The sequence below is a fragment of the Rahnella sp. CFA14(1/10) genome, assembly GCF_004195095.1.
Taxonomy (GTDB): domain Bacteria; phylum Pseudomonadota; class Gammaproteobacteria; order Enterobacterales; family Enterobacteriaceae; genus Rahnella; species Rahnella perminowiae.
The window spans coordinates 41574-59246 of the sequence record NZ_SEWS01000011.1; the positions used below are offsets into that span (position 1 = coordinate 41574).

Sequence of the window (17673 nt, forward strand, 5' to 3'; positions counted from 1 at the left end):
CTGGCAGAGTTATTGCGGTAAGGTCGCCTTGCGGTTAAAGAAGCGAGGAGCAACCATGTATTTACGGCCAGATGAAGTGGCACGTGTTTTAGAAACCTCAGGGTTTGAACGTGATTTTATTGATGATAAAGCCTACGGTTACCGCCGGGGTGAGCATTATGTGTATGTAAACCGGGAAGCGCGGTTTGGCCGGACTGCCCTGGTAATACACCCGGCGTTGAAAGAGCGCAGTGAGCGTTTTGCTGAACCGACAGCATCGTTTCGCAGCAGTGAAGCCTACAAGAATTTCCCGCTGGATGTTTCCAGTGACAATGAGACCTACTACGGCATCTGCCACGGTTTCAGTTCACGCCAGATCCTGGCCAGCTATCTGGATAACGTATTCAGATAATCTTCATACACAGGCGGGTGATGCAAAAAAGCCACTGAACTCAGTGGCTTTTTTACGTTTTAAACCAGATGGATCTGATTATAGGTTTCATTGTAGTCGCGGCGAAATTGCGCCAGCTCGAAGGGTTCGATATCCAGTTCGGCAAAATAGAACAACGCCAGTTCTGCGTGTTCACTGCTTAACTGTGGCGGCAGATGTGCGCGCACTAAAATGTTCCGCCAGCGGACGATATTTTCTTCTGAAGCGTCTTTAATAAATGTCTGATAAATAAAAACGACATACGCGGCTTTGCGGATTTCTTCAGCATAGCCGCCGCTGATTCAGCGGATAAACATCTCGCTTTGACGTTTGCCCATTTCCAGCAGCATGGAATCGATATAAACCGGCTTTATTTTCAACAGACTGGCGAGAGAATCATTCGCTTTTCGGGTATCTGCTGTCATAAACCAATAACCCACAATAAAAACCACAACTACTGCAGCAAGCATAATCCATATCATTCTGGACTCTGGCCTCCGGCCTTTTCTGGCGTGATGTGAAAGGTGCATGCAACACCCGATGCTGCGAGTTTATCTGCTAATGGGGGGAAATACGTGAAGGAGTGACAAAGAATTTGCGCTCTGTGGAGATGATGATCTTCACAAAACCACGGTACGGTCATTTAACGTTCATTATACCCGTGTAAATAACATAAACTTTTAAGGGAGTAAGTGATGGCCAGAAATATTGAGATTAAAGCCCGGATCGATGATTTTTCCGCACTGTATGAAAAAATTGCGCTGCTATCTGATGGATTGCCGGATCTCATTGATCAGGATGATACCTTTTTCGTGTGTCCGCACGGCCGCCTGAAATTACGCACATTAGCGCCCGATCGCGGTGAGTTGATTTTCTATCAGCGCCCTGACAAGGTTGGCCCTAAAACCAGTTTCTACACGCTTTCACCCACGCAGGATCCTGACAGTTTGCGCGAAACCCTGACACTGGCCTATGGCGCTGCCGGGCGGGTCATCAAACAGCGCACCCTTTTTATGATCGGACAAACCCGACTGCATCTCGACAGGGTAAAAGGACTGGGCGATTATCTGGAATTCGAAGTCGTACTTGCTGATGACGAAACACCGGAGCAGGGCATTGTCATTGCTGAGGACTTACTGGAACGGCTGGGGATTAACCGGCAGGAACTGGTGGATCAGGCGTATGTTGATTTGCTGAATGCGCAAGGCCGACGCCCTCACGATTAAATTTACCATTGCCGCCCTATATCTTTAAGGCGGCAATATGCTGAAGTGACTTCATGCTGAAAGCTACTTCGTTTCTTCCAGGGAATAAGGCAACGGCTGAATGCTCAACTGACTGGTGGCGTCATCGCGCACCCGCAGACTGGCATCGGCTTCCAGATCATTATTCAGTACGGCCTGAACCCAAAGCGTACCGTCGCTGAGCTGAACCGCCGCCAGTACGGTGCCTGTCCGGCGCCAGTTTTCACCCAATTGTAATTCGAGGTCGTCAGCCGGTGCTGGCACTTTACTCGCTTTACCTGCCAGCCAGTACAATGCACGTTTGTTCGCACCGCGGTATTTCGCACGAGCCACCATTTCCTGACCGGCGTAGCAGCCTTTAGTAAAACTGATGCCGTCAAGCGCCTGAATGTTAGTGGCCTGCGGGATAAACTGTACGGCGTTGAGGGTATCAATCACCGGGAAACCGGCCTCGATATCCAGCGCCAGCCATTGCTGGCTGTCGTTGCGTTGTGCCTGCTCACCCAGTTCTTCCGCCACCTGACGGGCTTTTTCCGGGCTGGTGACAATCAGATAACGTTCGGCTGGCAGAGAGAAATGCAGCAGGGTAGTTTCATCTTGTTGCACGACTTGCTGTTCAGCCGTTGGCAAGGTTGAAAAAAGCCCGGTCAGTGCAGCACTGGCCTGAAAACCTGCCACACCGAGCAACACCACATCATCATCGGCAGTGAAAGTCACTTTAGAAAATACGGCGTACTTTTTGATTTCCGTTAACTGGGTGTCGCGCACATTGCGGCGTTCAATAAACGCCATACCATCGCCACGCTTGAACAGACGCAAATCACTCCACATTTTCCCTTTCGCATCACAGTGCGCACAGAGAATATGCTGATCGGCGGCCAGCGCATCGACATCCGCGGTAACCTGACCTTGCAGGTATTTCACGGTGTCTGCACCGGTCATGGTCACCAGTGCCCAGTCTTCCAGTGAAATCAGCGTGAGCGGAAGATGGGAGGATGCTGAAGGTTTTTGCGGTGGAAAGGGAAATTCGTTAGCCATTTTCTGATCCCGGTCTATGAAATGTGACTGATGCCTCATGGTAAAAGAGCCCACCCGCTTTGAAAACAGTTATTGGTGCCTTTTCCAGGATACCTTCCAGAGAATGTAAGATAAGCGACAGGTTTGCATCAGGTTTTCCAGCACATCACATAGATTGACAAAACAGGGCACTGAAAAATTACGCCCCTGCGCAACGGGCTGTTAGAATCGCTTTCTATATAAAAGAATTCTCATTGTGTATCCTAAAAAAGAGTCTTGTTATGGAAAGCAAAAACCCACTGGATATTAATAATCGTTCCCGCGTTCACTGGGCTTGCCGCCGCGGTATGCGCGAGCTGGATATCTCCATCATGCCGTTCTTCGAGTATGAATATGATTCGCTGAGCGATACTGATAAAGAAGTGTTTGTCCGCCTGCTGACCTGTGACGATCCGGATTTGTTCAACTGGCTGATGAATCACGGTGAACCGAAAGACACCGAATTACAGCGTATGGTTGCCCTTATTCAGACTCGAAACAAAGCCCGTGGCCCTGTGGCGATGTGATCTCCGGGTGTCCTGGCGCAGTCAGCTCATTTCACTGGGATGTTACGGTGGCGTGATGCTGCTTATTTTGCTGGCACCCTGGCCTGCAGGTTACTGGCCGGTATGGATGACGTTGCTTTTGCTGGTGTTGTTTGAATGCATCCGTAGCCAGCGGCGCATTACAGCACGCACGGGCGAAATGATCCTGCTTGAAGATAATCGTCTTTTGTGGCGCGGCCATGAATGGCAGATTAAACAGCCGGTATGGATGATAAGCCATGGTGTGCTGCTCTCGTTGCGTCGCGAAAAGCGTAAAGGCGGGCTGGCACAGGCGATGCGCAGTTCAAGGCAGCGGTTATGGCTGGCATCGGACAGCATGAGTCTGGAAGAATGGCGGCGGTTGCGACAGATATTGCTCAGCGGTGCACCGCGCAGCCCGGCAAAACCGGGCTGAAAGGACCATGTTCATGGAAAGCTGACGCCGGGATTTTATGCGGCGTTAAAGCAGCGCATCCATTTCCAGCAGGATCTGTTCGCACCATTGTTGCAGACGTTCTTCGGTGAGATCGAACTGGTTCACATCATCCAGAGCCAGACCGACGAAATGTTTACCGTCCGCACTCAGCGGTTTCGGGCTGGTAAACTCAAAGCCTTCTGTCGGCCAGAAACCAATGAAATGCACGCCAAGGGGAACCAGCTGATGATAAAGCATGCCGAGCGCGTCAAGGAACCATTCGCCGTAGCCGAGCTGATCGCCCATGCCATACATGGCTACGATTTTGCCGCGTAATTTAAGCGTCGGGAGTTGATTCCAGACCGCTTCCCAGTCTTCCTGGATTTCACCAAAATCCCATGTCGGGATGCCCAGGATCAGGATGTTGTAGTCTTCCATCCTGTCGGGATCAACATCTTTTATGTTATGCAAATCAACCAGTTCTTCACCTAAAATGTCGCGGATTTTTTCCGCTGCCATTTCGGTGTAACAGGTACTGGAACCGTAGAAAAGTCCGATCTTCATACTTGCTGCCATAACGTTATCAGAATACGAATGACAGGCAGTGTAGCAGATCCGGGCACAGGAAAGGCATAATGGCCGTCATGAGTAAGAGGAGTCGGGATGCCAAAACAAGATAATGCGAGCCAGCGGGATGTGACACCTGAGCAGATGGCCCGGGCGGTCAACGAAGCCGATCAGAGTCTGACGGAGCAGTTTCTGGACATGCTCTGGATTGAACGCAATCTTGCTGAAAATACACTGTCATCCTATCGTCAGGATCTGAAATCTCTGCTGGGCTGGCTGCATCATAATAATACGGATCTGCTGCATGTCAGCCCCGAAGATCTGCAGTTGTTTCTGTCTGAGAGGATCGAAGGGGGATATAAAGCCACCAGCTCAGCGCGGTTGCTCAGCGCGATGCGTCGCCTCTTTCAGTACATGAACCGCGAATCCGTGCGTCAGGATGATCCGACCGCGTTGCTGTCTTCGCCAAAATTACCGCAACGCCTGCCGAAAGACCTCAGCGAAGCGCAGGTTGACGCCTTACTGTCTTCACCGAGTGTCGATGTGCCTCTTGAACTGCGCGACAAAGCTATGCTGGAACTGCTTTATGCCACCGGTTTGCGAGTTTCCGAACTGGTCGGGCTGACGCTCAGTGATCTGAGCCTGAGGCAGGGAGTGGTAAGGGTTATCGGTAAAGGCAATAAAGAACGGCTGGTGCCGATGGGCGAAGAAGCCGTGTACTGGATTGAAAACTATTTCGAGCATGGCAGGCCGTGGCTGCTGAACGGGCAATCGCTGGATATCGTGTTCCCCAGCAACCGGGCGCAGCAAATGACACGCCAGACATTCTGGCATCGCATCAAACACTATGCGATCCTTGCGGGCATTGATGCAGAGCGGCTGTCTCCCCACGTTCTGCGCCACGCTTTCGCCACCCACTTATTGAATCACGGCGCAGATCTGCGCGTGGTGCAAATGTTGTTAGGTCACAGCGACTTATCGACCACACAAATCTATACCCATGTAGCGACTGAACGACTCAAACAGCTACATCAACAACATCATCCCCGTGCGTAACAGGCCGGAGAAAAAGGACGACATGATGAAAAAAGGTTTAATGCTGCTGACGCTTATGGCTGCGTGTATGAGTTCCGCCGTCCATGCTGACGAAGCAGCCATCAAAGCCACGCTGGGCAAACTGGGCATGAGCCATGCCGAAATCCAGCCTTCGCCGGTAACCGGCCTGAGCGCGGTCTCTTCCGACAGCGGCACCCTTTACATTACCGACGACGGAAAACACGTTTTGCAGGGGCCGCTGTATGACGTCAGCGGCAGTCATCCGGTTAACGTCACCAACAAAGCGCTGGTGAAGAAGATGGATGCATTACAAAACGAGATGATCATTTACAAAGCCAAAAACGAAAAGCATGTGATCACGGTATTTACCGACATCACCTGTGGCTATTGTCACAAGCTGCATCAGCAGATGCAGGACTATAACGATCTTGGTATAACCGTGCGTTATCTGGCCTTCCCGCGTCAGGGATTGAATTCTAAAACCGAGAAAGACATGCAGTCGGTCTGGTGTACAGGCAACCGCAAAACCAGTTTTGATGCGGCAATGCGTGGCGATGATGTTACGCCGGCAACCTGTCAATCCAGTGATATTGCGAAACACTTTGAGCTGGGCGTCCAGTTCGGAGTGACAGGCACTCCGGCCATTGTGCTGGAAGACGGTACTTTGATCCCTGGCTATCAGCCGCCAAAAGAAATGGCTGCCATGCTCGACCAGCAGGATCCTTCACATAAAACCGGTGGTTGATTTTTCGTGACCTTGCAGACCCAACTTCGCCGTCGGGAGGCGGCGGCTGGCGTGGATCTTCCCGCCGAACTCTCCCCGCTTTTACGCCGCCTGTATCTCGCCCGCGGTGTGACACAAAGCCAGGAGCTTGAGCGCAGCGTACGTGGCATGCTGCCTTATCAGCAACTTGATGGTATTGATACCGCCGTTGCCTTACTGCAAAAAGCACTGGCTGAACGTCTGCGCATAATTATCGTTGGCGACTTTGATGCTGATGGCGCAACCAGTACTGCGCTCACATTGCTCTCGTTGCGCAGTATGGGCTGTGGGAACCTGGATTATCTGGTGCCGAACCGTTTTGAAGATGGCTATGGTCTCAGCCCGGAAGTGGTCGAACAGGCGGCGTCACGCGGTGCAGAGTTGATCCTCACCGTTGATAACGGCATTTCTTCCCACGCGGGTGTGGCGCTTGCCCATGAAAAAGGCATCCAGGTGCTGGTCACCGATCACCACTTGCCGGGCGAAACATTGCCGGATGCCGAAGCGATCATTAACCCGAATCTGGTCGGCTGCGAGTTTCCGTCCAAATCGCTGGCGGGTGTTGGCGTGGCATTTTATCTGATGCTGGCGTTGCGCAGTGCATTACGCGAGAGCGGCTGGTTTGAACAAAACGGCCTGGCGATCCCGAATCTGGCGGAACATCTGGATCTGGTGGCGCTTGGCACCGTGGCTGACGTCGTGCCGCTCGATGCCAACAACCGCATCATGGTGTATCAGGGGCTGAACCGTATTCGTGCCGGAAAATGCCGGGCGGGGATCCGTGCTCTGCTGGAAGTGGCCGGGCGCGAAGCCCGTACGCTGTGCGCCAGTGATTTAGGTTTTGCGCTCGGGCCACGGCTGAATGCCGCCGGACGTCTTGATGATATGTCGGTTGGTGTGGCGCTTTTACTCAGCGAAGACATCGGGCAGGCGCGTGCGCTGGCCAGTGATCTGGATGCGCTGAACCAGACCCGCCGTGAGATAGAGCAGGGCATGCAGGTCGAAGCACTGGCGCTGTGTGACAAACTGGAACGCAGCACCGACGCGCTGCCGTTCGGGCTGGCGATGTATCACCCCGAATGGCATCAGGGTGTGGTTGGCATTCTGGCATCACGCCTGAAAGAGCGCTTTAACCGTCCGGTGATAGCCTTTGCACCAGCGGGTGAAGGCATTCTCAAAGGCTCCGGCCGTTCTATCGCCGGTTTGCATATGCGTGATGCGCTGGAGCGTCTCGATACACTCAATCCCGGACTGATGATGAAATTTGGCGGCCATGCGATGGCGGCTGGCTTATCGCTTGAAGAGAGCAAGTTCGATGAATTTCGCGATAAATTCGCTGAACTGGTGGGCGAATGGCTGGATCCCGCTCATCTTGAAGGTGTGATCTGGTCGGATGGGGAACTGACTGCCCGCGAGCTGACCCTTGATACAGCTGAAATGCTGCGCGATGGCGGCCCGTGGGGACAGGCGTTCCCGGAACCAACCTTTGACGGCAGGTTCCGCATCCTGCAACAGAAACTGCTGAAGGAGCGTCATCTCAAGCTGATGATTGAACCTGTCGGCGGTGGTCCGCTTCTTGACGGCATTGCCTTTAATATCGATCCGACTTTCTGGCCGGACAGCAGTATCCGTGAAGTGCAGTTGGCCTACCGGCTGGATATCAATGAATTCCGTGGAAATCGCAACGTTCAGTTGATTATCGAACATTTATGGCCGAAATAAGCGATTTACGCCGGCAATAAACCCTGCAAAAAAACGGCTCCTTGCTATAAAAAGACCGCTAATTCCGTTAGAATCTGCGGTTCGAATGGCATTGGGCCAACTCCGAATCTAACGTAAGACGCGAAAATCATGTTTGAAATTAATCCGGTTAAAAACCGCATTCAGGACCTGTCCGATCGGACAGTGGTTCTTCGGGGGTATCTTTGACTATGATGCCAAGAAAGAACGCCTCGAAGAAGTAAACGCCGAGCTGGAACAGCCGGACGTATGGAACGAGCCAGAACGTGCGCAGGCGCTGGGCAAAGAACGTTCCTCTCTGGAAGCTATCGTTGAAACCATCGATGAGTTGTTGCAGGGCGCAGAAGATGTCACCGGCCTGCTGGAACTGGCTGTAGAAGCCGACGATGAAGACACCTTCAATGAGACGGTTGCTGAACTCGATGTACTGACCGCCAAACTGGAACAGCTTGAATTCCGCCGCATGTTCTCCGGTGAATACGACAGTGCGAGCTGCTACCTCGATATCCAGGCCGGTTCCGGTGGTACGGAAGCACAGGACTGGGCGAGCATGTTGCTGCGCATGTATTTGCGTTGGGCAGAAGCCAAAGGTTTCAAAACTGAAGTTATCGAAGAATCGGATGGTGAAGTGGCAGGGCTTAAATCTGCGACCATCAAGATCATCGGCGATTATGCGTTTGGCTGGCTGCGTACCGAAACCGGCGTCCATCGCCTGGTGCGTAAGAGCCCGTTTGATTCCGGCGGTCGTCGCCATACCTCGTTCAGTTCCGCGTTTGTGTATCCGGAAGTGGATGACGATATCGAAATCGAAATTAACCCTGCCGACCTGCGTATCGACGTATACCGCGCGTCAGGTGCGGGTGGTCAGCACGTCAACAAAACGGAATCTGCGGTACGTATTACCCACCTTCCGACCAACATTGTGACCCAATGTCAGAACGACCGCTCCCAGCATAAAAACAAAGATCAGGCCATGAAGCAGATGCGTGCGAAGCTTTATGAGTATGAGATGCAAAAGAAAAATGCGGACAAACAGCAGCTGGAAGACAACAAGTCTGACATCGGCTGGGGCAGCCAGATTCGTTCTTACGTGCTGGACGATTCCCGTATCAAAGATTTACGCACGGGTGTTGAAACGCGAAATACGCAGGCCGTACTGGATGGCGACCTGGATAAATTCATTGAGGCAAGTTTGAAAGCCGGGTTATGAGGAACCAAAATGTCTGAGCAACAACCAGCAGCGCAAAGTGCAGAAAATGTACCAGATCTTAACAACGAGCTGAAATCTCGTCGTGAGAAGCTGGCTTTACTGCGCGAATCCGGTATCGCTTTCCCTAACGATTTCCGTCGTGACAGCATCTCTGATGAATTGCATGCGAAATATGGCGAAAAGACCAACGAAGAACTGGAAGCATTAAACATCGAAGTCACCGTGGGTGGCCGTATGATGACCCGCCGTATCATGGGCAAGGCGTCTTTTGTCACCCTGCAGGATGTCGGCGGCCGTATCCAGCTTTACGTGGCTCGTGATGATCTCGCTGAAGGCATCTATAACGAGCAATTCAAAAAATGGGATCTGGGCGATATTCTGGGTGCGACCGGTAAGCTGTTCAAAACCAAGACCGGCGAGCTGTCGGTCCATTGTTCTGAACTGCGTCTGCTGACCAAAGCGTTGCGTCCGTTGCCGGATAAATTCCACGGCTTGCAGGATCAGGAAGCGCGTTACCGTCAGCGTTATCTCGACCTGATCGCTAACGAAGATTCCCGTAAAACCTTCAAGATCCGTTCTCAGATCATGTCGGGCATCCGCAGCTTCATGGTGGAAAACGGCTTCATGGAAGTCGAAACCCCGATGATGCAGGTGATCCCTGGCGGCGCGGCGGCGCGTCCGTTCATCACTCACCATAATGCGCTTGATATCGACATGTACCTGCGTATCGCGCCGGAACTGTATCTGAAACGTCTGGTTGTCGGTGGCTTCGATCGTGTCTTCGAAATCAACCGTAACTTCCGTAACGAAGGTGTTTCTCCGCGTCATAACCCAGAGTTCACCATGATGGAACTCTACATGGCGTACGCGGATTACAAAGACCTGATCGTTCTGACCGAATCCCTGTTCCGCACCCTGACTGAGTCCGTTCTGGGCAGCAGCGTTGTGCAGTACGGCGAGCAGACTTTCGATTTCGGCAAGCCGTTCGCCAAACTGACCATGCGTGAAGCGATCTGCAAATACCGTCCGGAAACTGACGTTGCGGATCTCGACGATCTGGCAAAAGCGACCGCTATTGCAGAATCACTCGGTATCAAAATCGAGAAGAGCTGGGGCCTGGGCCGTATCGTGACCGAGATCTTCGAAGAAACTGCCGAAGCACAGCTGATCCAGCCAACGTTCATTACGGAATATCCGGCAGAAGTTTCTCCGCTGGCGCGCCGTAATGATGTGAACCCTGAAATCACTGACCGTTTCGAATTCTTCATCGGTGGGCGTGAAATCGGTAACGGCTTCTCCGAGCTGAACGATGCAGAAGACCAGGCACAGCGCTTTGCTGATCAGGTTTCTGCGAAAGATGCAGGCGATGACGAAGCGATGTTCTATGACGAAGACTACGTGACAGCGCTGGAACACGGCCTGCCACCGACTGCCGGTCTGGGCATTGGTATTGACCGTATGGTGATGCTGTTCACTAACAGCCACACCATCCGCGACGTTATCCTGTTCCCGGCGATGCGTCCGCAGACTCAGAAATAAGTTTTCTTCAGAAACTACAAAAGGGCGCTCCGGCGCCTTTTTTCATGCTGCAGATCACGACAAATGCTAACTGCTTAAAACTCCAGCGCTTATCCGCAATCACGTCTTGCTCCGCCGTCGTAACCGGTTATAATGCCAGTCGCACACCTAGGCGGGTGTAGTTCAATGGTAGAACGAGAGCTTCCCAAGCTCTATACGAGGGTTCGATTCCCTTCACCCGCTCCAAAAGCTTCTTCCTCAAATCTGTTTAATACCCCAAAAATTGTCTACCCAATCCCGATTATTCGTATTTCCTGTACGTCATTTCTGCATGTCTAAATTTTGAACTCAAAAGTTTAAAAACGATGCAAATCAGCTGCATACCCTGCTAAGGGGAGGGTTGGGGTGGGGGATTAAGAGCAGATCGGAATGCGGAAGCTTTTACTATTTTATGGTTTGCTAAACCCCCACCCAGCCTCCCCCTTCGCAGGGGGAGGAGCAAACCTGCGGTCTTTGCAACTCCTTGCAAACCATTAAATTTATCTGGAATCATCACCTCAGTTTCGTTCTTAGCCACTTGGTTTAGTCACGCGCTTTACGCTATAGTTGCGTCGCTGCGGCAAAATCCGCAGCCGGGCGTGAGAACCCGTCTACTCTACTAGTGACAGCATAAATTTTGCTTCACCGCTTTTGCCTACCCGTTATACATACTTTTGATGGTATTTATGACGTTCTATGGTGGCTCAGGCGGGGCTGACTTCGGTCAGGCCGGTAGCTAGTGGAGCCGGTATTCTCACCCCCGTCTGGGCTACCACCCAAGAGCGTGAGAACTCCAGTGGTAGCTTTACACCTCATCCACTGGAAATTGAAAAATGAAAACTTCACATAACCCTACCTTTTTACCTTTCCCACATTCCCCTGTGATCCTGGCATCAGGAGCACAAGCCCATGAATAATCACGACTGGCATCAGGCAGATATTATTGCGGCGTTGCGTAAGAAGGGCACGACATTGGCGGCGGTATCACGGGCTGCGGGGTTAAGTTCTTCGACGCTATCGAATGCGCTTTCGCGTCCGTGGCCGAAAGGGGAAATACTGATTGGTCAGGCGATTGGCGTGCATCCTGCGGTGATCTGGCCGAGTCGTTATTACGACCCGAAAACACATCAGTTAATTGAACGCCGTACACGAAATCATTAGGTGCAAATTATTGAGCGGGCAGGGCATCAGTAATGATGATCATCCTGCCCGCTCGTTTAAACCAACAGCAATTACTTATTCTTCACCTGCAATCCGCGCGGCAGGTTGTTGTTATCCACCTGCGGTAAACCGGTAGAAGCAGAAGAGGTCAGTAAGCCTGTCTCAACGTAGTTTTGCAGCTTCTCGCGGGTATCGGTGATATCCAGGTTACGCATGGTCAGCTGACCAATACGATCATCTGGTGAGAACACTGAGTCGCCTTTTTCCATGGTCAGGCGCTCTGGTTTGTAAGTCAGGTTCTCAGAAACGGTATTCATGATGGTGTAGTCGTTGCCGCGACGCAGTTCAAGCGTCACTTCACCGGTGATTTCGCTGGCGACCCAACGCTGTGCGGAGTCACGCAACATCAGCGCCTGTGGATCGAACCAGCGGCCCTGATACAGCAAACGACCCAGCACGCGGCCATTCGCATGATATTGCTCGATGGTGTCTTCGTTATGAATACCGGTCAGCAGACGCTCGTAAGCGATGTGCAGCAGTGCCATCCCCGGGGCTTCGTAGATACCACGACTTTTGGCTTCGATGATACGGTTTTCAATCTGATCGCTCATCCCTAAACCATGGCGGCCACCGATGCGGTTGGCTTCCATCATCAGCTCAACGCTGTCATCAAAGGTTATGCCATTGAGCGCAACAGGATAACCACGCTCGAAACGAACAGTCACCTCTTCAGCTTTCACGACTACATTCTCGTCCCAGAATTTTACGCCCATGATCGGGTTAACGATTTTGACGCCGGAATCGAGGAATTCCAGATCCTTGGCTTCGTGCGTTGCGCCCAGCATATTGGAGTCAGTAGAGTAGGCTTTCTCGGTCGACATTTTGTAATCGAAACCGGACTGAATCATGAATTCAGACATCTCATGACGGCCACCGAGTTCATCAATAAAGTCGGTATCCAGCCACGGTTTATAAATTTTCAGTTCAGCATTGGTCAGCAGGCCGTAACGATAGAAGCGCTCAATGTCGTTACCTTTATACGTGCTGCCGTCACCCCAGATATTGACGCCATCTTCTTTCATCGCAGCCACCAGCATGGTACCGGTAACGGCACGGCCCAGCGGTGTGGTGTTGAAGTAGGTGACACCTGCGGTGGTGTTGTGGAATGCACCACATTGAATGGCGGCAATCCCTTCTGCAACCAGCTGCTTACGGCAGTCAATCAGACGGGCTTTCTCTGCACCGTATTCCAGCGCTTTACGCGGGATAGCATCGTAATCGTCTTCATCAGGCTGACCCAGATTAGCTGTGTAGGCATAAGGGATGGCCCCTTTTTTCTGCATCCACAGCAGGGCTGCACTGGTGTCCAAACCGCCGGAGAATGCAATCCCCACACGCTGATTAATCGGAAGGTGCTTGAGAATAGTTGTCATCGTTAGATCCTGTATGAATGGGGTCTGTCTGCTTAAGGTTTCAATGCCTATATTGATATCGCAAAACCGGCGTTGGGTAAAAGGGATTTTGCATATTTATGTAAATTTTATCGCATAACTATCTAGTTGTCATGCCCTCAAAGCGGCATTTGATTCAAAATTATTCACTGTACGCGCAAGCCCTCGACACTCTGCAGGGGCAAAATCAGTATCGTTTTCAGGCTGTTTTCAATGCAACCGATAATCTCTTCACGCGGGCCGAGGCGCCAGTCATCGCCTGCATAAAACTCTTCCAGGATCTTATCCATACTTTCGATACTCTCAAATGCACGGATCAGGTAATAGCAGTCCGGATTATGCAACGAATTACCGAATGACACGACATCGATTGCGCAGCGGCGATGCAGGGGAACGCTGATTTCACTCATGATGCGATGAAACGCGGCTCCCATACCCGGTTGTAAGGTGTATTGCAGAATCTCTACGGTTCTTGTATCAGCACTCATTATCTCATCCCTGTTGAAAACTTGAGGTTTCAGCATACGCGAAAATGATGGGTTTTTTGTCGCATCGTCCTTAAATTCCCTCCAGCGGCAGTACATCCAGCGGTTTGATTTCCCTGAGCACAAACGAAGTTTGCATCTCCTTGATGCCGGGTAAGCGGCGTACCACTTCCATCGCGAAACTGGAAAAACTGTCGAGATCTTTCGCCACCACCTGCAACAGAAAATCTGCGTCTCCGGCAATGGCATAACAGGCTATTACCGAAGGTAGTGCGCCAACCTGTAACTCGAAACGTTGTGCATCTTCCTCGCTGTGACTGTCGATTTTCACCCGGATAAAGGCCAGCAACCCCAGCCCGATTTTTTTCCGGTCGATATTCGCCTGATAGCCGGTGATCACGCCGCTGTCTTCCAGCTGTTTCATGCGCCGCCAGCAGGGTGATGCCGCCATGCCCACTTTTTCGGCCAGCTCCTGATTGGTCATTCTGCCCGAACCCTGAAGCTGTTTAAGAATGCGAAGGTCTGCCGGTGAAATTTCAGATATGGACATAATCTGCCTTTTAAATGTGATTTTTAGAAAGAGATAACCAAATTAGGGCATTTTACCGCGCAAAAAGAAAGCACCTTTCCGCAGCTTAACGCTATCATTTTTGTCATCAATAATGATGAAAAGGGCGGACAAAATGGCAAATAACCTGCGGGTGGCAATTATCCTCAATCCTGAACTCCCGCCGGGATTACTGGCAAATACAGCAGGTGTGATTGGTATCGGATTAGCAGCAAAATTCCCGATGCTGGCAGGCACTTCTCTGAGCGATGTGAAGGGCGTCACGACCGATACTATCTCTAAAACTCCGTTGCCCATTTTGCAGGCCACGCCCGATCACATTAAGGCGCTGATGTTTAAAGCACTGGATGCCGGAGGCGAGCACGGCGTGGTGCCGTTCCCGGCATTTGCCCGCACTATGCATCAGTTCGAACAGTACGAAACCGCTTTTCCGCTGCGGGATTTATACGATGAAGTTATAGATGGCGTCGGGCTGGTGGGGCCGGAAAAATGGATTAAATCGCTGACCGGTAATCTGAAGTTATTGCGCTAACGTGTTGAAGCAACGGGTATAAAAAAGACCGAATACAGGGTTCGTATTCGGTCTGAGCGTTTTGCTAATCCGTATTCAGTTCGTCGCTTTCAGCTGCGGATAGCGTTTGAAAATTGTCAGACACCAGACGAATGCGACGCAGCCGATCAGGCCACCGGCGTAGCCGACGTTGCTCATTTCCAGATGCAGACTCACCTGATTACCGATAAGTGCACCGGCACCGATACCGATATTATAAATACCGGAAAGCAATGCCATTGAGACGTCAGTCGCGTCGGTCGCCAGCGTCAGGACGCGCACCTGCATCGCCAGGCCGATAATCATCATCGCCAGCCCCCAGATCACGCAAAGCACTGAAATCGCGACCGGATTCATGACTGCCACAAATAACAGTAGCATGCTAAGCGTGACCAGTAAGATCGGGCCGCTGAGCATGGCAGCCGGGAAGCGGTTGCCGAGCAAACTGAACGCAATGCTGCCGAGAATGCCGGCGCCGCCGAAAATAAGCAGCAGGAAAGTCGTGAAGTTTTCACCCATGTGGGCCACGCTCTGGATAAACGGTTCGATATAACTGTACGCCGTATAGTGAGCGGTCACTATCAATGCGGTAAGCAGATACATACCGACCAGTGCCGGGCGGCGGAATAACATCGGCACACTTTTCAGAGAACCGGTATGTTCACTTGGCAACGGTGGCAGCAGTTTAATCAGACAAATCAGCGTCAGCAGCGCAACGATGCCGATGCTCATAAAGGTGGTGCGCCAGCCAAGATACTGCCCGATCAGGCGGCCCAGCGGTAAACCAAGTACCATCGCCAGCGCGGTGCCGGTCGCTAACATACTGAGTGCCTGCGTCTTTTTACCGGCCGGTGCCACCCTGATCGCCAGCGAGGCAGTGATCGACCAGAAAATGGCATGGGCGAGGGCGATACCAACGCGTGAGGCCACCAGACTCCAGAAACTCCAGGAAATGACAGATAACACATGGCTGGCGATAAACAGGCAAAAGATAATGATCAGCAGGCGCTTTCGTTCAACATTGCGGGTTAACAGCATCAGTGGCAGCGACATCAGCGCGACAACCCACGCATAAATGGTCAGCATCAGGCCGACCTGTGCTGTCTGCATATTGAAACTGGCGGCGATGTCGGAGAGTAACCCAACGGGCACAAATTCGGTGGTATTGAAGATGAATGCGGCAATAGCCATCATCACAACGCGAAGCCATGCTGTCCTGCGCGAAACGGTATCTGATTGCATTGAAATTTATGACTTATAAGAAGATGTTGGAATCAGGCATCTGTCTGGCAGACACCTGTTGAACACATAGTGTGTTTTATTTGTTCGAAAAATGGAACAGAAAATTGGCCTGTCAGATAAATCTTCAGGCAACAATTTTAGTGATGGAAACTGAGACGCAGGTCACTGTGTTTTATTGCGGATGCCAGCACCAGTGCCACGGCTCGTAAATAAATCCCCACGGATTACCCTGCGGAAATGACATCACGAACCCGAAGCGGGCAGCGTTATTTTGCAGCCACGTAAAAGCCGCGGTTTCGCCGAAAACACCTGTCACTTCATCGCAGCCGGGGGTATTGATGTCCACTGCGCAGCCGGTGTGATGTTCACTGCATCCTGGCGGGGCCAGTGAGGTGAAGAAAACTTCCGGTGCAATGCCTGCCTGTTGTTTGGTGCGGATTAAATCAGCCTGATAACTCAGGCTTCGGTAGGCGGAAACCAGATAAATGGCCACGCCGTCTGCGGCAGCATGTTGTTTCATGGTGTGCCAGGCGGCAGAAGCGGGGGCGGTCAGACGGTATATTCTACCAGTGTCGGCATCGGTTTCCGTCTCCACCAGTAAGTGTTCACTTACGTCTTCGAAATACGGCAGTGTGCGGTGTGCAATAACCGCCGGATCGATATGCAGACCCCGCAGTATCTGCTCCGTTTGCGCCTTAAGTTGCGCCTGTCTCATGCCGGTTCGTCCCCCGAACGACCCATCACCTCGTTCATGGCCTCCGTCATCGCTTTACCTGCTGAGCGCATCGACTGCTGATAACGTGAGGCGGCGGCCACGAATGCATTAAGAAGCTGTGTGTCCTGCTTATTTTGCTGATATTCAGGATGCCATTGCACGCCGAGGCAAAAATCATAGTCCTCGCATTCAATGCCTTCGATCACCCCGTCGGGTGCATATGCATTCACGATGCAACCGGGCCCCACGGTTTTCACCGCCTGATGGTGCGAACTGTTAACATCGTAATTATCGCGATCCACGCAGCGGCTGAGCAGCGAACCTTCAACGATTTCTACCGGATGGTGCGCACGTTTTTTTCCGCCTGCGTTTTCGGTGTCAATGGTGGTGCTGTGTTCAAGGGCATCGGGTAACGCATCGGGAATATGCTGATACAGCGTGCCGCCGGTTAACACGGCGAGCAACTGCTGACCGCCGCAAATCCCGAGCAGCGGCATGTTGCGCTGCATGGCACCTTTGACGATGGCTTTTTCAAATTCGGTACGGGCGGGTTTCAGGCGAACCTGATCACTGGTTTGTGGTTCATTAAACAGTTCAGGCGGCACGTCAAATGCCCCGCCGGTCACGACAATGGCATCGCACAGCGCCAGGTATTCATCGGCCAGCGTCGCGTGATGCGGCAAAGCCAGCGGTACCGCGCCCAGTTCCGCCAGGCTGGTCATATAGTTCTGACGCAAGGCATACCACGGATAATCGGCATAGCCACCGGCCTCCTCACTGTCGAGTGTTACCCCAATGACCGGCCTGGATTGAAATTTTGTCTGCATTCGCCTGAGTCCCTGCATGGAGATGAAAAACAATCAGAAATTTCACCATATCAAGCCGCGGCTGGCGCAAACAATATAAATTATCAATAGGTCATATTTTCAGGATTTAGCT

The 17673-nt window shown here is 51.9% G+C and carries 20 protein-coding genes, 1 tRNA gene and 1 pseudogene; 13 read left to right on the forward strand and 9 right to left on the reverse strand.

The window, feature by feature from the left end; translation table 11 throughout:
- The first annotated feature begins 55 nt into the window (after positions 1–55).
- Positions 56–391 (forward strand): DUF2002 family protein, encoded by a 336-nt coding sequence (locus EVX52_RS20635; RefSeq protein ID WP_013574102.1) that lies wholly within the window; start codon positions 56–58, stop codon positions 389–391.
- A gap of 59 nt (positions 392–450) precedes the next feature.
- Here EVX52_RS20635 and EVX52_RS20640 read toward each other — a convergent pair.
- Positions 451–891 (reverse strand): annotated as a pseudogene (locus EVX52_RS20640) (DUF1198 domain-containing protein).
- A 213-nt stretch (positions 892–1104) separates the two neighbouring features.
- Here EVX52_RS20640 and EVX52_RS20645 point away from each other — a divergent pair.
- Positions 1105–1635, forward strand: coding sequence for a class IV adenylate cyclase (locus EVX52_RS20645; RefSeq protein WP_129992023.1), 531 nt, complete (start codon positions 1105–1107; stop codon positions 1633–1635).
- A 63-nt stretch (positions 1636–1698) separates the two neighbouring features.
- Here the strand turns inward: EVX52_RS20645 and ygfZ are convergent, their stop codons facing one another.
- Complete coding sequence (ygfZ, locus tag EVX52_RS20650; protein WP_129992024.1) at positions 1699–2691, reverse strand: tRNA-modifying protein YgfZ; 993 nt, start codon at positions 2689–2691, stop codon at positions 1699–1701.
- A gap of 278 nt (positions 2692–2969) precedes the next feature.
- Here ygfZ and sdhE point away from each other — a divergent pair, with 278 nt between their 5' ends.
- Together sdhE and EVX52_RS20660 are read left to right on the forward strand one after the other, a co-directional pair.
- The gene (gene sdhE / locus EVX52_RS20655) at positions 2970–3236 is read left to right on the forward strand and encodes an FAD assembly factor SdhE (protein ID WP_129955005.1); all 267 of its coding nucleotides are present in this window, start codon (positions 2970–2972) and stop codon (positions 3234–3236) included.
- The gene (locus tag EVX52_RS20660; protein ID WP_129954896.1) at positions 3217–3669 is read left to right on the forward strand and encodes a protein YgfX; all 453 of its coding nucleotides are present in this window, start codon (positions 3217–3219) and stop codon (positions 3667–3669) included. The genes sdhE and EVX52_RS20660 overlap by 20 nt, the downstream gene beginning before the upstream one ends.
- Positions 3670–3714: 45 nt before the next feature.
- On the opposite strand, the gene fldB is transcribed toward EVX52_RS20660, so the two are convergent.
- A complete protein-coding gene (gene fldB, locus EVX52_RS20665) occupies positions 3715–4233 on the reverse strand; it encodes a flavodoxin FldB (RefSeq protein WP_013574110.1) in 519 nt (172 codons plus the stop codon).
- A 147-nt stretch (positions 4234–4380) separates the two neighbouring features.
- On the opposite strand from fldB, the gene xerD reads away from it, so the two are divergent.
- The 8 genes from xerD (at position 4381) to EVX52_RS20705 (ending at position 11723) form a co-directional block, all read left to right on the forward strand.
- Complete coding sequence (gene xerD, locus EVX52_RS20670) at positions 4381–5292, forward strand: site-specific tyrosine recombinase XerD (RefSeq protein ID WP_129992071.1); 912 nt, start codon at positions 4381–4383, stop codon at positions 5290–5292.
- Positions 5293–5317: 25 nt separating this feature from the next.
- Complete coding sequence (gene dsbC / locus EVX52_RS20675; RefSeq protein WP_129954897.1) at positions 5318–6037, forward strand: bifunctional protein-disulfide isomerase/oxidoreductase DsbC; 720 nt, start codon at positions 5318–5320, stop codon at positions 6035–6037.
- 6 nt (positions 6038–6043) lie between these two features.
- Positions 6044–7777, forward strand: a complete 1734-nt coding sequence (recJ, locus tag EVX52_RS20680) for a single-stranded-DNA-specific exonuclease RecJ (protein WP_129992025.1) — start codon at positions 6044–6046, stop codon at positions 7775–7777.
- 129 nt (positions 7778–7906) lie between these two features.
- Positions 7907–9005 (forward strand): peptide chain release factor 2 gene (prfB, locus tag EVX52_RS20685; protein ID WP_129954899.1). Its coding sequence is split into 2 segments (ribosomal slippage): positions 7907–7981 and positions 7983–9005, totalling 1098 coding nucleotides; the frame shifts between segments, so codons are not numbered across the junction.
- Between the two features lie 9 nt (positions 9006–9014).
- Complete coding sequence (gene lysS / locus EVX52_RS20690; protein WP_129992026.1) at positions 9015–10544, forward strand: lysine--tRNA ligase; 1530 nt, start codon at positions 9015–9017, stop codon at positions 10542–10544.
- Positions 10545–10695: 151 nt separating this feature from the next.
- Positions 10696–10769, forward strand: a tRNA-Gly gene (locus tag EVX52_RS20695).
- Positions 10770–11258: 489 nt separating this feature from the next.
- Entirely contained in the window at positions 11259–11399 is a 141-nt protein-coding gene (locus tag EVX52_RS20700; protein ID WP_129954901.1) for an ash family protein, read from the forward strand.
- A gap of 72 nt (positions 11400–11471) precedes the next feature.
- Positions 11472–11723 (forward strand): helix-turn-helix transcriptional regulator, encoded by a 252-nt coding sequence (locus EVX52_RS20705; protein WP_129954902.1) that lies wholly within the window; start codon positions 11472–11474, stop codon positions 11721–11723.
- A gap of 71 nt (positions 11724–11794) precedes the next feature.
- Here the strand turns inward: EVX52_RS20705 and argG are convergent, their stop codons facing one another.
- From argG to EVX52_RS20720, 3 genes are all read right to left on the reverse strand, one after another.
- Positions 11795–13156, reverse strand: a complete 1362-nt coding sequence (gene argG, locus EVX52_RS20710; RefSeq protein ID WP_129954903.1) for an argininosuccinate synthase — start codon at positions 13154–13156, stop codon at positions 11795–11797.
- Positions 13157–13320: 164 nt separating this feature from the next.
- Positions 13321–13662, reverse strand: coding sequence for an NIPSNAP family protein (locus EVX52_RS20715; protein WP_129954904.1), 342 nt, complete (start codon positions 13660–13662; stop codon positions 13321–13323).
- Positions 13663–13732: 70 nt separating this feature from the next.
- A complete protein-coding gene (locus tag EVX52_RS20720; protein ID WP_129954905.1) occupies positions 13733–14209 on the reverse strand; it encodes an Lrp/AsnC family transcriptional regulator in 477 nt (158 codons plus the stop codon).
- A 133-nt stretch (positions 14210–14342) separates the two neighbouring features.
- On the opposite strand from EVX52_RS20720, the gene EVX52_RS20725 reads away from it, so the two are divergent.
- Complete coding sequence (locus EVX52_RS20725; RefSeq protein ID WP_129954906.1) at positions 14343–14759, forward strand: DUF2000 domain-containing protein; 417 nt, start codon at positions 14343–14345, stop codon at positions 14757–14759.
- 75 nt (positions 14760–14834) lie between these two features.
- Here EVX52_RS20725 and EVX52_RS20730 read toward each other — a convergent pair whose 3' ends face one another.
- From EVX52_RS20730 to EVX52_RS20740, 3 genes are all read right to left on the reverse strand, one after another.
- The gene (locus EVX52_RS20730; RefSeq protein WP_129992027.1) at positions 14835–16019 is read right to left on the reverse strand and encodes a sugar transporter; all 1185 of its coding nucleotides are present in this window, start codon (positions 16017–16019) and stop codon (positions 14835–14837) included.
- 172 nt (positions 16020–16191) lie between these two features.
- Positions 16192–16734 (reverse strand): M15 family metallopeptidase, encoded by a 543-nt coding sequence (locus EVX52_RS20735; RefSeq protein ID WP_129992028.1) that lies wholly within the window; start codon positions 16732–16734, stop codon positions 16192–16194.
- A complete protein-coding gene (locus EVX52_RS20740) occupies positions 16731–17561 on the reverse strand; it encodes a gamma-glutamyl-gamma-aminobutyrate hydrolase family protein (RefSeq protein WP_129992029.1) in 831 nt (276 codons plus the stop codon). Before EVX52_RS20740 ends, EVX52_RS20735 begins: the two co-directional genes overlap by 4 nt.
- Positions 17562–17673: the final 112 nt, after the last annotated feature.

Coding starts and splice junctions, on each gene's coding strand:
- fldB (WP_013574110.1), bottom strand. CDS start 4,233: ATGAAGATCGGACTTTTCTACGGTTCCAGTACCTGTTACACCGAAATG.
- EVX52_RS20735 (WP_129992028.1), bottom strand. CDS start 16,734: ATGAGACAGGCGCAACTTAAGGCGCAAACGGAGCAGATACTGCGGGGT.
- lysS (WP_129992026.1), top strand. CDS start 9,015: ATGTCTGAGCAACAACCAGCAGCGCAAAGTGCAGAAAATGTACCAGAT.
- EVX52_RS20705 (WP_129954902.1), top strand. CDS start 11,472: ATGAATAATCACGACTGGCATCAGGCAGATATTATTGCGGCGTTGCGT.
- xerD (WP_129992071.1), top strand. CDS start 4,381: ATGGCCCGGGCGGTCAACGAAGCCGATCAGAGTCTGACGGAGCAGTTT.
- EVX52_RS20720 (WP_129954905.1), bottom strand. CDS start 14,209: ATGTCCATATCTGAAATTTCACCGGCAGACCTTCGCATTCTTAAACAG.
- EVX52_RS20730 (WP_129992027.1), bottom strand. CDS start 16,019: ATGCAATCAGATACCGTTTCGCGCAGGACAGCATGGCTTCGCGTTGTG.
- EVX52_RS20725 (WP_129954906.1), top strand. CDS start 14,343: ATGGCAAATAACCTGCGGGTGGCAATTATCCTCAATCCTGAACTCCCG.
- ygfZ (WP_129992024.1), bottom strand. CDS start 2,691: ATGGCTAACGAATTTCCCTTTCCACCGCAAAAACCTTCAGCATCCTCC.
- dsbC (WP_129954897.1), top strand. CDS start 5,318: ATGAAAAAAGGTTTAATGCTGCTGACGCTTATGGCTGCGTGTATGAGT.
- argG (WP_129954903.1), bottom strand. CDS start 13,156: ATGACAACTATTCTCAAGCACCTTCCGATTAATCAGCGTGTGGGGATT.
- EVX52_RS20645 (WP_129992023.1), top strand. CDS start 1,105: ATGGCCAGAAATATTGAGATTAAAGCCCGGATCGATGATTTTTCCGCA.
- EVX52_RS20715 (WP_129954904.1), bottom strand. CDS start 13,662: ATGAGTGCTGATACAAGAACCGTAGAGATTCTGCAATACACCTTACAA.
- EVX52_RS20635 (WP_013574102.1), top strand. CDS start 56: ATGTATTTACGGCCAGATGAAGTGGCACGTGTTTTAGAAACCTCAGGG.
- EVX52_RS20740 (WP_129992029.1), bottom strand. CDS start 17,561: ATGCAGACAAAATTTCAATCCAGGCCGGTCATTGGGGTAACACTCGAC.
- EVX52_RS20700 (WP_129954901.1), top strand. CDS start 11,259: ATGGTGGCTCAGGCGGGGCTGACTTCGGTCAGGCCGGTAGCTAGTGGA.